Source organism: Flavobacterium psychrophilum, assembly GCA_001708385.1.
Taxonomy (GTDB): domain Bacteria; phylum Bacteroidota; class Bacteroidia; order Flavobacteriales; family Flavobacteriaceae; genus Flavobacterium; species Flavobacterium psychrophilum_A.
This window is the reverse complement of the sequence record CP012388.1, coordinates 167,949-182,350: the sequence shown is the minus strand read 5'-3', so window position 1 is coordinate 182,350 and position 14,402 is coordinate 167,949. Positions and strand designations below refer to the sequence as shown.

11 protein-coding genes are annotated in these 14,402 nt (G+C 37.7%); 6 read left to right on the top strand and 5 right to left on the bottom strand.

Annotation, left to right across the window (positions count from 1 at the left end):
• Nucleotides 1–171: 171 nt before the first annotated feature.
• On the top strand, nucleotides 172–2,577 hold the full coding sequence (locus ALW18_00790; GenBank protein ID AOE51185.1) for a transketolase: 2,406 nt from the start codon (nucleotides 172–174) through the stop codon (nucleotides 2,575–2,577).
• A gap of 68 nt (nucleotides 2,578–2,645) precedes the next feature.
• Here the strand turns inward: ALW18_00790 and ALW18_00785 are convergent, their stop codons facing one another.
• Entirely contained in the window at nucleotides 2,646–4,007 is a 1,362-nt protein-coding gene (locus ALW18_00785; protein ID AOE51184.1) for a succinate-semialdehyde dehydrogenase, read from the bottom strand.
• A gap of 95 nt (nucleotides 4,008–4,102) precedes the next feature.
• Between ALW18_00785 and ALW18_00780 the strand changes: the two genes are divergently transcribed.
• Together ALW18_00780 and ALW18_00775 are read left to right on the top strand one after the other, a co-directional pair.
• Nucleotides 4,103–5,380, top strand: coding sequence for a flagellar motor protein MotB (locus tag ALW18_00780; GenBank protein AOE51183.1), 1,278 nt, complete (start codon nucleotides 4,103–4,105; stop codon nucleotides 5,378–5,380).
• 91 nt (nucleotides 5,381–5,471) lie between these two features.
• The gene (locus tag ALW18_00775) at nucleotides 5,472–6,203 is read left to right on the top strand and encodes a hypothetical protein (protein AOE51182.1); all 732 of its coding nucleotides are present in this window, start codon (nucleotides 5,472–5,474) and stop codon (nucleotides 6,201–6,203) included.
• Nucleotides 6,204–6,235: 32 nt separating this feature from the next.
• On the opposite strand, the gene ALW18_00770 is transcribed toward ALW18_00775, so the two are convergent.
• Genes ALW18_00770 through ALW18_00760 form a run of 3 tightly spaced genes read right to left on the bottom strand, consistent with a single transcriptional unit; the run spans nucleotide 6,236 to nucleotide 9,200 of the window.
• Complete coding sequence (locus tag ALW18_00770) at nucleotides 6,236–7,930, bottom strand: ABC transporter ATP-binding protein (protein AOE51181.1); 1,695 nt, start codon at nucleotides 7,928–7,930, stop codon at nucleotides 6,236–6,238.
• A 39-nt stretch (nucleotides 7,931–7,969) separates the two neighbouring features.
• The gene (locus ALW18_00765) at nucleotides 7,970–8,146 is read right to left on the bottom strand and encodes a hypothetical protein (protein ID AOE54259.1); all 177 of its coding nucleotides are present in this window, start codon (nucleotides 8,144–8,146) and stop codon (nucleotides 7,970–7,972) included.
• Between the two features lie 49 nt (nucleotides 8,147–8,195).
• Nucleotides 8,196–9,200 carry a DNA polymerase III subunit delta gene (locus ALW18_00760; protein ID AOE51180.1) on the bottom strand — a complete coding sequence of 335 codons (1,005 nt, stop codon included), beginning with the start codon at nucleotides 9,198–9,200 and terminating at the stop codon, nucleotides 8,196–8,198.
• A gap of 52 nt (nucleotides 9,201–9,252) precedes the next feature.
• On the opposite strand from ALW18_00760, the gene ALW18_00755 reads away from it, so the two are divergent.
• The 3 genes from ALW18_00755 (at nucleotide 9,253) to ALW18_00745 (ending at nucleotide 11,619) form a co-directional block, all read left to right on the top strand.
• Nucleotides 9,253–9,705: a restriction endonuclease subunit R gene (locus tag ALW18_00755; protein ID AOE51179.1), complete on the top strand. Its 453-nt coding sequence runs from the start codon at nucleotides 9,253–9,255 to the stop codon at nucleotides 9,703–9,705.
• On the top strand, nucleotides 9,702–10,709 hold the full coding sequence (locus ALW18_00750; GenBank protein ID AOE51178.1) for a glycosyl transferase family 2: 1,008 nt from the start codon (nucleotides 9,702–9,704) through the stop codon (nucleotides 10,707–10,709). The genes ALW18_00755 and ALW18_00750 overlap by 4 nt, the downstream gene beginning before the upstream one ends.
• 64 nt (nucleotides 10,710–10,773) lie before the next feature.
• Complete coding sequence (locus ALW18_00745; GenBank protein ID AOE51177.1) at nucleotides 10,774–11,619, top strand: hypothetical protein; 846 nt, start codon at nucleotides 10,774–10,776, stop codon at nucleotides 11,617–11,619.
• A gap of 109 nt (nucleotides 11,620–11,728) precedes the next feature.
• Here the strand turns inward: ALW18_00745 and ALW18_00740 are convergent, their stop codons facing one another.
• Nucleotides 11,729–14,365 carry a DNA topoisomerase IV gene (locus ALW18_00740; GenBank protein AOE51176.1) on the bottom strand — a complete coding sequence of 879 codons (2,637 nt, stop codon included), beginning with the start codon at nucleotides 14,363–14,365 and terminating at the stop codon, nucleotides 11,729–11,731.
• Between the last annotated feature and the right edge of the window lie 37 nt (nucleotides 14,366–14,402).

Here is a 14,402-nt window from a genome sequence, read left to right as displayed (position 1 = left end):
TTCGGCGATAAAATTACACAAAACACACTTTTTATGTGTTTTTATTAAAATAAAATCATCCAAACTATTTAGTCTGCAAGTTTTATTATGAAAAGTGAAATCATTTTTTTGTTCACTTTTTATGATTTCTCATTCTTTTACTTAAATTTGTAGTCATACAAAACCGGTTTTATGACAGATACAGAAACAAAAAAATCGATTTCATTTGAAGATTTCAGAGCCGAGGTGCTCAACGATTATACAATTGCAACAGTAAGCAGGGAATGCAGCCTTTTAGGCCGCCGTGAAGTGCTTACCGGAAAGGCAAAATTTGGAATATTTGGAGATGGTAAAGAAGTGCCGCAGCTTGCAATGGCTAAGGCGTTTAAAAATGGTGATTTCCGTTCAGGATACTACCGTGACCAAACTTTTATGATGGCTATTGGCCAGCTAAATATCCAACAGTTTTTTGCAGGTTTGTATGGTCATAGTGATCTTGAACATGACCCAATGTCTGCCGGAAGGCAAATGGGGGGTCATTTCGCTACACACAGTCTTGATGAAAATGGTAACTGGAAAAACCTTACCCTTCAGAAAAACTCAAGTTCTGATATATCCCCTACTGCCGGACAAATGCCAAGGCTTCTTGGGTTAGCACAGGCATCGAAGGTATACAGGAATGTGACAGGTATAGATAATAAAACTAACTTCTCTATCAACGGGAATGAGATAGCATGGGGAACTATAGGTAACGCCAGCACATCTGAAGGTTTATTTTTTGAAACTATAAATGCAGCCGGTGTACTTCAGGTACCAATGGTTATAAGCGTATGGGATGACGAGTACGGAATTTCGGTTCATGCACGTTACCAAACAACAAAAGAAAACATCTCTGAAATCCTTAAGGGTTTCCAGCGTTACGAAAACAGTAAAGGATATGAGATCATCACTGTAAAAGGATGGGATTACCCTGAACTGGTATCTGCTTATGAAAGAGCTGCTGAAATTGCCCGTACAGAACACGTACCGGTATTAATGCACGTTTATCAATTAACGCAGCCTCAGGGACATTCTACTTCAGGATCGCACGAGCGTTATAAAAATGCCGATCGTCTTGCATGGGAAAGTGAATACGATTGTATCGCCCAAATGAGAAAGTGGATGATTGAAAAAAATATGGCGACCGCTGAAGAGCTGGACGCTATTGATGAACAAGCTAAAAAAGATGTACTAGAAGGTAAAAAAGCAGCATGGTCTGCCTATGTGAATCCTATTAAGGAAGAACAAAAAGAGCTTGTAGCAGTATTAAACACTATCGCTGCACAAAGCCCAAACAAAGTATTTATCGATAAATTTACAGCTGACCTTTCATCAATAAAAGAACCTATAAGAAAGGATCTTTTGGTTACTGCCAGGAAAATACTGCGTCTTATCGTAAAAGAAAATGGCAGAACTACCCTTTCGCAATGGGTAACAGCATATACTGAAAAAATACAGCCTAAATTCAGTTCTCACCTATTTTCGCAGTCGGAGAAAAATGCACTTAATGTGAAAGAAGTTTTACCTGAGTATAATGACGATGCAGAAGATGCTGATGGGCGTATGGTTATGCGTAATAACTTTGATGCTATATTCAGCAAATATCCGGAAGCACTTGTTTTCGGTGAAGACTGTGGTAACATAGGCGACGTTAACCAGGGACTTGAAGGGATGCAGGAGAAATATGGCGATTTCAGGGTGTGTGATGCAGGTATCCGTGAGGCTACTATTTTAGGCCAGGGAATCGGTATGGCAATGAGGGGACTTCGCCCAATTGCGGAAATTCAGTATCTTGACTATTTGCTTTATGCTATTCAGATAATGAGTGATGATCTTGCAACACTACAATACAGGACTGCAGGAAGACAGAAAGCTCCACTTATTATAAGGACAAGAGGACACAGGCTTGAAGGGATATGGCATTCAGGCTCACCAATGGGTATGATTATAAATGCTATTCGTGGTATTCATGTTCTTGTACCGAGAAATATGACCAAAGCTGCCGGATTCTATAATACTTTATTACAGACTGATGAACCCGCTCTTGTTGTAGAATGCTTAAATGGTTACCGCTTAAAAGAAAAGATGCCGGCTAACCTTGGTGAATTTAAAACTCCGCTTGGTGTAGTTGAAACTATTAAGGAAGGTAAAGACATTACGCTTGTTTCTTACGGCTCAACACTACGCATTGTCGAGCAGGCCGCTAAAGAACTACTTGAAATTGGAATTGATGCAGAGATAATAGATATACAGTCATTACTTCCTTTTGATATTAGTCACGACATTGTTAAAAGTATTGCTAAAACAAATAGGCTGTTAGTTATAGATGAGGACGTACCGGGAGGCGCATCAGCTTATATCCTCCAACAAGTGGTAGATGTTCAGGATGCGTACAAACATCTTGACAGCAAGCCGGAGACACTTACAGCGAAGGCTCACCGCCCTTCTTATGGAACGGATGGCGATTATTTCTCGAAACCGTCTACAGAAGACGTATTTGAAAAAGTTTATGCAATAATGCATGAAGCTAAACCAAACGAATATCCGCAGTTATATTAACTACTGCTTTATTTACTATAAAAAATGCCACTCCGTTGAGTGGCATTTTTTATAGTAAATAAACATTTCTATTTTATGTAAACCGTTTTGACGTTTACAAACTCTTTCATACCATTTTCTGCAAGTTCCCTTCCATAACCGGATCTTTTAACACCTCCAAATGGCAGTGCCGGATCTGATTTTACCATCGCATTAATAAAAACTGCTCCTTCCTGGAATAAATGTATTTTATTTTTAATCGCTTCAATATCCTCGGTAAAAATAGAAACTCCCAGTCCGAAGTTACTTTTATTACTTAATTCAACCGCCTCTTCAAAAGTTTTAAAAGGCATAACCGGTACAGCGGGCCCAAAAACTTCTTCGTTAAACACAGGCATATCTGTAGTAACATCAATTAAAACGGTAGGGTCATAAAAGGCATCTGTACGTTTTCCTCCTGTGATAATCTTTGCTCCCATTTCTACCGATTTGTCAACTTGTTTTTCAATGTCTTTTGCCAGATCGATTCTAGCCAGTGGACCTATCTCAGTATCATCATTCATCGGATCGCCAATCTTCATCTTTTCAACCCCTTCCTTAAATTTACGTATAAACGTATCAAATAGTGATTCATGAACAAAGAATCGCTTAGCTGCTATACAGCTTTGCCCTGCATTTTGCATTCTTGCTGTAACCGCAATGGGTACAGCCTTATCCAAGTCTGCATCCTCGCAGATTATAAGTGCATTACTTCCTCCTAGCTCTAATACTGCTTTTTTAATTTCTTTAGCTGCTGCCGATGCTACAGCTGCCCCAGCTTTTTCACTACCTGTTAACGAAACAGCCTTAATAATGGGATTTTTAATTACATCTTCTACCTGGTCACTGGCAATCATTAGGTTCTGATATACGCCCTTTGGAAAACCCGCTTCGATAAAAATGTCTTCCAATAGTTGCGCACAGCCTGCAACATTAGAGGCATGCTTAACCACTACAGTATTTCCTGCGATAATAGCCGGTATGGCAAACCTGAATACCTGCCAATAGGGAAAATTCCATGGCATAACTCCAAGTATAACTCCTAAGGGTTCGTAAGTAACGAAACTCTCACTTCCGTCAGTATCTATTTTTTCCGCGCTCAGGAATTTTTCGGCATTTTCCACGTAATAATCACACAATAGTTTACACTTTTGTACTTCTGCTATTGACTGTTTAATTGGTTTACCCATCTCTAAAGTACACCTTTTTGCCAGCAAATGTTGTTGTCTTGTTAAATCAAATGCTAAATTTTTGATAAAATCAATACGATTTTTAACATTCAAATCACTCCAATTTGTAAAACTTTCCTGACTAATTTTTAATGCTTCAAAAACCTGTATAGTGCTACTATACTGGTAGTTTGCAACCAAATTATTGTTAAAAGGGTTAATCGTCTTTGTTGATTTTTCCATAGTTGGCAAGGGTTTTCGTTAAGATTTAGAATTTTTTAGGTTAAACTAAATTACTACTTTTACAAAAAAATTCAACAATACAATAACCAATATTTATGAAGAAAATTGCACTCCCTTTATTATTAGCTACACTGGCAACGGGAAGCTTACAAGCGCAAGACATGCAGGTGACCACAACAAGTACAACCACTAATGTCGACAATGGATTTAACAAATGGTCGATTGAAGTAGGCGGTGGTATTAACAAACCATTCAGAACATTTACTCCTGGCTACAGAACAGACAGAGCAAACTTTTTTACTGTAGATCTTGGAACAAGATACATGTTCAATAACAAATTCGGTTTGAAATTGGATTTTGGTTATAACAGATTCGTAAATAACGATGAAACTCCGGAATTCGAAAGCACTTACTTAAGAGGTGATATCCAGGCTGTAATTAACCTTGGAAGAGTTTTAAGCTTTGAAGACTGGACCAGCACTATTGGCTTACTAGCACACGGTGGTGGTGGTGTTTACAGACTAAGCAGCAATGATGACGCTTTTGAAGGCGAAGACTGGGGAGCTAACCTAATAGGTGGTTTAACAGCACAATTAAAATTATCAAGAAGCATTGTTCTTACAGCTGACGTTACAGGTATAGTTAACGGATTCCAAAACAAAAATTTTGACGGATTTAGTAACAACAGAGGTAAAACTGTAGATGGTGCCGTACTTAACGGAACTTTAGGTCTTACATTCTACCTTGGTAAACATGAACAACATGCTGACTGGGTTACAGATGTTAAATCTGATGAGCTAGCTGCACTTGAAGAAAGAATCGGATCTGTTGAAACAATGATGAACGATACAGATAAAGATGGTGTGCCTGACTACTTAGATGCTGAACCAAATACTACTGCAGGTGTTGCTGTAGATACTAAAGGTAGAGCTATCGACCGTAACAACAATGGTGTGCCGGATGAATTAGAATCTTACATAGAAAACAAAACTAAAGAAATTGCAGCTGCTGGCGGTTCAGGTACAGATCTACAAGGTCTAATCAACGGTGGATACGTTAATGTATACTTCGATTTCAATAAAGATATGCCTAACTCGGCTTCTGTAACAGGTATCAACTTCTTAACGAAATACCTAAAAGAGAATCCATCTGCAAGTACAGACGTAATTGGTTACGCTGACGAAATTGGAAACAGCGAGTACAACAAAGCACTTTCTCAACGAAGAGCTGAGAATGTTAAGAAAATCCTTGTTGACTCGGGTATCGACGCTTCTAGATTAAACATCATAGGAAACGGTGAAGATACTTCTGTAAACAAAGACAGCAAACAAGCTCGTCAGGTTGTAAGAAGAGTTACATTTATTATCAAATAAATTTAACTACAAAGGTTAAAAATTAAAATCCCGCTTATAGCGGGATTTTTTTTGTTCAGTATTATCTTATATTTATTTAAACTTGAAAGTAATGAAACAAGATTACACTTTAGCAACAGATACAAAGGAAATTTCTTTTGATATTAGACCGGAAACACTCAGCATTTTGCAATCAATGAGAAAACCGGTAGACCTACTTAAAAAAGCAGGACAATTAGGTTTAAAAGGCGTCACTACTTTTTTGGTTGTGTCATCTGTATTCTCGATTGTTAATATCGTATTCCTTATTTATGCTGTTTTATTATCATTTCTTACAGTAAATACATCATTGTATGCCCCACTTGCAATAGCGGTATTTGGTTTTATCTTTGTTTTTTTAGCTATTAAAATAACGTACAGTTACATTTTCATTAATATTCTAAAATCAATCTACATCGACTGCCAGCCAATCATAAAGCGATTTTGTTTTTCATTGGTAGATAAAGCTGTAGAACTTCTTAGTAAAAGAAAGGGTAATGATGCGCTAAAGCTAAAATCCACAGACGTGCACACCATATTTGATAACAGTCTGAAAATAATTCCTCCCTTTGCTAAAAAAACTTTGTGGCTTTTATTAAAAAAAATTCCGTTTGTAAAATTTATAAATGTTGATATCGCTCCGGTGATTATTTCAGGAGACAAAACCGAAGCTTCCAGGTTATTATTTATAAAAACAGATGACTATATTATACAGGATATCTTTGGCAGCAATACCTTAAACTGGTTGTTCTGGCTATTGCCTCTAAATATAATCGTACAGATAGCAATGCTGATAGTATTGTAATAAAAAAAGCGGCTTAGCCGCTTTTTTTATTTTTATCCTCTGATAAGTTTTTTGTACTTGATACGTTTTGGCGTTAAATCACCACCAAGGCGTTTCTTTTTATTCTCTTCATATTCAGAGAAGCTACCTTCAAAGAAGTATACTTCAGAGTTTCCTTCAAACGCAAGAATATGCGTACATACCCTGTCAAGAAACCATCTGTCGTGAGAAATTACCACTGCACAACCCGCAAAGTTATCCAGACCTTCTTCAAGTGCACGAAGCGTGTTGATATCAAGGTCATTCGTAGGCTCATCCAGTAATAGTACATTACCTTCTTCTTTTAGCGTTATAGCAAGGTGAAGCCTGTTACGCTCACCGCCTGATAGCGTAGCAACTTTTTTATTCTGGTCGCTACCACTAAAGTTAAAACGGCTTAGGTAAGCACGTGAGTTAACCTGTCTTCCGCCCATCATGATAAGCTCCTGTCCATCACAGAAATTTTCCCAAATAGATTTTTCAGGGTCAATATTTGAGTGAGATTGGTCAACATAAGCAATCTTAACTGTTTCACCAACTGTAAATTCACCTGCATCGGGAGTTTCTTCACCCATGATCATTCTGAAGATAGTGGTTTTACCGGCACCATTTGGACCAATAATACCAACAATACCAGCTTGTGGCAGCGTGAAATTAAGGTTGTCATATAACAATTTATCTCCATATCCTTTAGCAACACCTTTAGCCTCAATAACATTTGTACCAAGCCTTGGTCCGTTAGGTATGTAGATTTCCAGTTTTTCATCAAGTTCTTTCTGGTCTTCGTTTAACAATCTGTCGTAGTTTTGTAAACGTGCCTTTTGTTTAGTCTGGCGTCCTTTAGCACCCTGTCTAACCCAATCAAGCTCGCGCTCAAGCGTTTTTCTTCTTTTAGAAGCAGTTTTCTCTTCCTGTTCAAGGCGTTTTGCTTTTTGATCTAACCATGAAGAGTAGTTACCTTTCCATGGAATACCTTCTCCCCTGTCAAGTTCAAGTATCCAACCGGCTACGTTATCAAGGAAATAACGGTCGTGCGTTACAGCAATTACTGTACCTGCATAATGCTGAAGATGCTGCTCTAACCACAATACACTTTCTGCATCAAGGTGATTGGTAGGCTCATCCAGTAATAGTACATCCGGTTGTTGTAAAAGAAGGCGACATAAAGCCACACGTCTTTTTTCACCACCAGAAAGCACATTAATAGGAGTATCAGGTTCAGGAGTACGAAGCGCATCCATTGCTATTTCAAGCTTGGTGTCAATTTCCCATGCACCCGAAGCATCTATCTTATCCTGAAGTTCTGCCTGACGGTCCATAAGTTTTTGCATTTTATCTGCATCCTCATATACTTCAGGATCACCAAAACTGTCATTAATTTTGTTGAATTCGTCAAGGATAGCCATTGTTTCGGCGACACCTTCACGAACTACCTCAATAACTGTTTTGTTTTCATCTAATTGTGGCTCCTGTTCAAGGTAACCAACAGTATATCCCGGTGCAAATACAATATCACCCTGGAAATTTTTATCTACACCTGCTATAAGTTTTAATAGCGAGGATTTACCCGAACCATTAAGACCAAGGATACCAATTTTGGCACCGTAGAAAAAACTTAGATAAATATCTTTTAATACAGGTTTTTGTGCGCCCGGAAAGGTCTTACCTACACGGGACATTGAAAATATTACTTTCTTATCGTCTGACATTCTAAAAATGTTTATTGATTGTTGTTTATTCCTCTATTATTATACTCTGCCTTTTAAAGAACTAAAGACCCAGGCAATGGCAAAAAAACCAATACCTACTGCAGCAAAGCCATATCCGGCAATATCATTATATCTAAAAGCGCCAAGTGCTATAAGCAGCAGCCCCATAAGTATCATTATAAATGTAGCCCATCCTAAAATGGTATTTTTATTCATTCCCATCTTCTTTTCCGGTTTTAGCCTGCAAATATCGTGATTAAAAAGTTTAATTAAAAATCTTTACCAGCATCTCTTTCAAGAGGTCAGCCTGCGAAATAGCGTTCGCCCCCACCCCTTTGCTCTTTACATCAACATCGCGTAACGTTGCTACTATGGCACTTACCTTTTTCATAGGATAATTACGAAGAGCGATATCATAATCTTTAACAAAGTAAGGATTCACCTTTAATATCTTGGCTACGTTAGACGGATTTCTGTCTTTCAGCCCATGATATTGCAATAGCTGCGAAAAGAAACCAAATACTAAACCTACCGTCATTACGAGTGGATTATCCTTTGGATTCTGCGAAAAGTAGTCGGCAATTTTATACGCTTTAAGCTGATCACGTTCACCAATAGCTTTTCGCAACTCAAACACATTATAATCTTTACTAATACCAATATTCTCTTCTATGACATGCGCCGTAATTGTACTCCCCTGAGGAAGAATGATCATAAGCTTCTCCAGTTCATTGTTGATCTTGCTTAAATCAGTACCTAAAAATTCAACCAGCATTGCAGCCGCTTTAGGTTCTATAGTATAACCTTTACCGGAAAGCACCCGCTTAATCCAGTCGCCTACCTGATTATCGTACATTTTTTTACTTTCGTAAACAACGCCTTTTTTCTCAAGCAGCTTAGTCACTTTTTTACGCTTATCTAGCGTTTTATATTTGTACGCGAATACAAGCACAGTAGTAGGCTGAGGGTTTTCGGCATAGCCTTCCAGCTTTTCGATTGTACGTGCCAATTCCTGGGCTTCTTTGACGATTACCACCTGACGATCGGCCATCATAGGATAGCGTTTTGCGTTAGATATTACATCTTCTATAGTAACATCTTTTCCATACAGCACCATTTGGTTAAATCCCTTTTCTTCTTCAGTAAGTATATTGTTTTCAATATATTCTGTAAGCCTGTCGATATAATAAGGCTCTTCGCCCATAAAAAAATAAATGGGCTTTATGTTGCCCTGTTTTATTTCGTTTACAATCTTTGAAACTTCGTCCACTATACTGCTATTAAATTATGAGGTTTGTAGCCAAAAGAACTAAATTTGCATCATGCAGAAACTTAATTTCAATAACTATACTTTTCGATTCAAAAATAGTGAAAATAAGGTCGCCATTTTTGATGAAATCCGTAAAAAATTTATAATCCTCACCCCGGAAGAATGGGTACGTCAACACGTGGTACGTTTTTTACTCGAAGAAAAAAAATACCCTAAATCATATATAAATGTAGAGAAGATCATTAAAATTAATGGTTTAACCAAACGCTATGATGTAGTTGTATTTCATCCTGATGGAACTATTTTTTTACTTGTTGAATGTAAAGCGCCCGCAATAACAATTTCACAGCATACTTTCGACCAGATTGCACGTTACAATATGACCCTTAATGCGGGACATTTAATGGTTACCAATGGCTTAAATCACTACTTTTGCCAGATGGATTACGAACAGGAAAAATACTTTTTCCTGCATGACTTACCCGAATATACACCTATCCGATGAAAACCATAGCTGTTGTAATTTTAAACTGGAACGGAAAAAAGCTACTTGAAGAATTTCTTCCTTCTGTAGTAAAATATTCTCAGGAGGCGCAAATTTATGTTGCCGATAACGCATCTACTGACGAATCAGTGGCATTTATAAAAGTGGCCTATCCTGAAATACGGATTATTCATAACAAAGGCAACTACGGCTATGCCAAAGGCTATAATGAGGCCCTGCAAGGTGTGAAAGAAGAAATTTATGCACTTGTAAACTCTGACGTAGAAGTTACCGAAGGATGGCTTAACCCTATAATTGAACTTTTCGAAGCTGATAATGAAACGGTTATCATTCAACCAAAGATATTAGATTATAAAAACAAAACTCATTTTGAATACGCAGGTGCAGCCGGCGGATTTATAGACAGATATGGCTTCCCTTTTTGCAGAGGAAGAATTTTTGACACTATAGAAGAAGATCGTGGACAGTATGATGATACTACCGAAATTTTCTGGGCATCCGGCGCATGCTTTTTTATACGAAGAAAAGTATTTAATGAGCTTAGGGGCTTTGATGAAGACTTTTTTGCACATCAGGAAGAAATAGACCTTTGCTGGAGAGCATTCAACAAGAATTACAAAGTCCGTTTTTGCAGCGAATCTGTAATTTACCATGTTGGCGGAGCTACTCTTAAAACTGAAAATCCGCGTAAAACATTCCTGAATTTCAGGAACTCGTTATGGATGATGATAAAGAACCTTCCAACATCAAAATTGTTTACTGTACTGTTTATAAGACTACTTTTTGATAGCATCGCAGGGATACGATTTCTATTACAGGGTAAATTTGCACACTTATGGGCAATTTTAAGTGCTCATTTTCAATTTTATTTAAGATTTTTTCACTTCCTAAACAAAAGAGAATCAAAGAAGTATAAAAATTACTACAAAATTAATAGTATCATCTACTTGTATTATGTCACAAAAGGCAAGATATTTGATAAAAATTTTAACAATAGTTTATAGACAAACTCGTTATAGTTTTTAGTATTAATATGTAATTTAGTTTAAAATTTAAAATTTGGAGTTTATGAAAAGAGCCATTCTAGTACTTGCCTTAGCAGCCATGACGCTGACATCCACTTCGTGCGGTTCTAAAAAAAAGATTGCTGAATTGGAAGCAAAAAACAAAGAAATTCAGGACTTGTTAAATAGCGCTACTGTAAAGCTGAATACATGCCTTACAGAAAGAGACCTATTAAACAGACAAGTAGATGATCTTAGAAAAGATAAAAGTGACCTGATGAATACCAGGGACAACTTAACAACCCTATCATCTAAAGGTGCACAAAACCTTGAAAAATCGCTTGAAAGCCTTAAAGAGAAAGATCTTAAAATAACCAGGCTTCAGGATGCACTTACACGTAAAGACTCGGTTACACTTGCACTTGTTACAAGTATCAAAAGAGCTGTTGGTGTAAACGATCCGGATATCGAAGTTAACGTTGAGAAAGGTGTGGTTTACATCTCTATCGCTGATAAACTTCTATTCAAAAGCGGTAGCTACCAGGTAAGCGACAGAGCTAAAGAAGTTCTTGGTAAAGTTGCTAAAATCGTTCAGGATAAACCCGACTTTGAATGTATGGTTGAAGGACATACTGATAATGTGCCTATCAAAAACCCTGTACTTCAGGACAACTGGGATTTAAGTGTTAAACGTGCAACTTCAATTGTAAGATTACTTCAAAATGATTTTGGTATCGATCCAAAACGTTTAGTAGCATCAGGACGTGGAGAATACATTCCACTTACATCTAATGATACTGCTGAAGGAAGAGCTACAAACAGAAGAACAAGAATCCTTGTACTTCCTAAAATTGACCAGTTCTACGACATGATAGAAAAAGAAATGAAAAACCAGAAAGCTGGTAAATAATTCATTCTTTAATATGACATACAAAAGGCTCCGCAATGCGGAGCCTTTCTTATTTATAGTAATAAAAAAACTCACGACAGGCGTGAGTTTTTAGTTTTATTTTCATCCTCTAATCCAAAGATAATGTTATTTGTCCATCATCTTCAAGAGTGATATTAGTATCATTAACATCTGTTTCACCCAATACTTCCATTTCTTCAGGAACTTCTTCCACAGGAGGGTCGTACGGCAATGATTCAAGAAGGTTTACCTGTTTTAATTTATCAGACGTAAGTTGGTTACCTAACGCCTTAATGCCCTTAACAGCGATATAGTCTTCCATATCTATAACAAGATTTTCTTTCTGAACACCTTTTACCTTTGCAAATACAAGCTCCGCAACAGGACGGTAATCAGTAGACACAATCTCTAGTTGCGACTTAGGATTTTCAGTAATAAATATTTCCTCTTTGTTTTCATTCTCTACAAGGAAACGTTTTATAAAATAGCGTTCTTTTTCGCCATCAAAATAAATAGCTGAAATAGGTTTATTAGGAACCCATTTCTCCAGAACAATCATACCTTCATCGAAATGCGTGGTAAGCTCCGGAATAATAGTTTTTACTTTTCCGGACTGATTGATTATTAACAACCTGTCATTAGGCCTGAATTCACCTAAAAGCTCTCCTCTGCCATCAACATTAAGCCGGTGTACGGTATCATCAAACCAAACCCTTCTGGGTTTAAGTGTAGAGATACCTTTTTCTTTCAGCTCAATCTTTTTGATAGGATATTTAGTAACCGTATTCCCTTTTGAGGCACGGCCTTTAATTGCCATGGTAGCAAAATCTAGGTCGAATTTCAATTTCTTAACGCTACCTACCTGACGAAGCAATACTGTAATAACCTCTGCCTCACCATTAGGATTATCAGAAAAATACAATACCATAGAGTCTTTAGTACCGGCAGAAAGATCGTACACCTTATCCCGGGTTACCCCAGATACGTTGAATCTTTTAATGTATGAAGGCCCTGACTTACCATCACGGTAAATCATGTTATAGATAGTACGCTTATCGTTTTTATCAAATACAGCAACGTGAATAATGTCTTTACCAACAAATGTTTTCACATCCACTTTGGTAATCATCATGCTTCCATTACGAAGGAATACAATAACGTCATCAATATCAGAACAATCTGCGACATACTCGTCTTTCTTTAAACCTGTTCCTACAAAGCCTTCTTCACGGTTCACATAAAGCTTAGTGTTACGTAACACAACTTTTGTAGCTTCGATGTTATCAAAACTTCTAAGTTCCGTTTTACGCTCACGCCCTTTACCGTAACGATCTTTAAGTCCCTGGAAAAAGTCTATTGCAAATTCTACAATATGAGCAAGATGGTGTTTCACCTGCTCTATCTCACCTTCAAGTGCTTCAATTTTTTCCTGAGCTTTATCAATATCGAATTTAGAAATACGTTTGATTCGTATTTCAGTTAACCGAACAATATCATCTTCTGTAACAGCACGCCTTAAATGGGTAGTGAAAGGTTTTAATCCTTCATCTATCGCTTTTATAACTCCTTCCCACGTCTCTTCTTCCTCAATAGCGCGGTATATTCTGTTCTCAATAAATATACGCTCTAACGACTGAAAGTGCCATTGCTCCTCTAATTCATCGAGCTGAATTTCAAGTTCACGTTTTAGCAGATCTACTGTACGTGCAGTAGATATCTTAAGCATATGCGAAACACCAACAAACAATGGTTTATGGTCTTCGATAACACAACCAAGTGGCGCTACCGATGTTTCACATGCTGTAAAGGCAAATAATGCATCGATTGTCTTATCAGGAGAAACACCAGCCGGAAGATGTATCAGGATCTCAACATCTGCAGCGGTATTATCTTCAATTTTCCTGATTTTTATCTTACCCTTTTCATTCGCCTTAAGGATACTATCAATTAAAGTTGTTGTATTAGTACTAAATGGTATCTGCGTGATAACCAAAGTACTTTTATCTAACTGAGAAATCTTAGCACGAACCCTTATACGCCCGCCACGCATACCGTCATTGTATGCAGAAACGTCTGCAATACCGGCAGTAGGGAAATCAGGGTAAATTGTAAAAGGCTTGTTTTTTAATATTTTTATAGACGCGTCGATCAACTCTATAAAATTGTGTGGAAGTACTTTTGTAGACAAACCAACAGCAATACCTTCGGCGCCCTGAGCTAATAACAATGGGAATTTAACCGGAAGATTAATCGGTTCATTACGCCTGCCGTCATAAGACGCTTGCCAAGGCGTAATCTTAGGGCTATATAACACTTCAAGCGCAAACTTAGAAAGTCGCGCCTCAATATAACGGGATGCAGCAGCACCATCTCCCGTAAGTATATTACCCCAGTTACCCTGAGTATCAATAAGAAGTTCCTTTTGGCCAATTTGCACCATTGCATCGCCAATACTTGCATCACCGTGCGGGTGATACTGCATAGTGTGCCCTACTACGTTGGCAACCTTATTATAACGCCCATCGTCAAGTTCTTTAAGCGAGTGCATAATCCTACGCTGAACGGGTTTAAATCCGTCCTCAATTGCAGGTACAGCACGCTCAAGAATAACGTAAGACGCATAGTCCAGAAACCAGTCTTTGTACATACCGGTTACCTTGGTAATGGTATCGCCAGACTCAGGGTCTCCTATCCTGTCGTAAAAATGTTCTCCTTCTTTTAAAGGCTCAAAATTTTCTTCGTCCATGTATTACTTTCGAATGTATATATTTTTGTATTTTTTG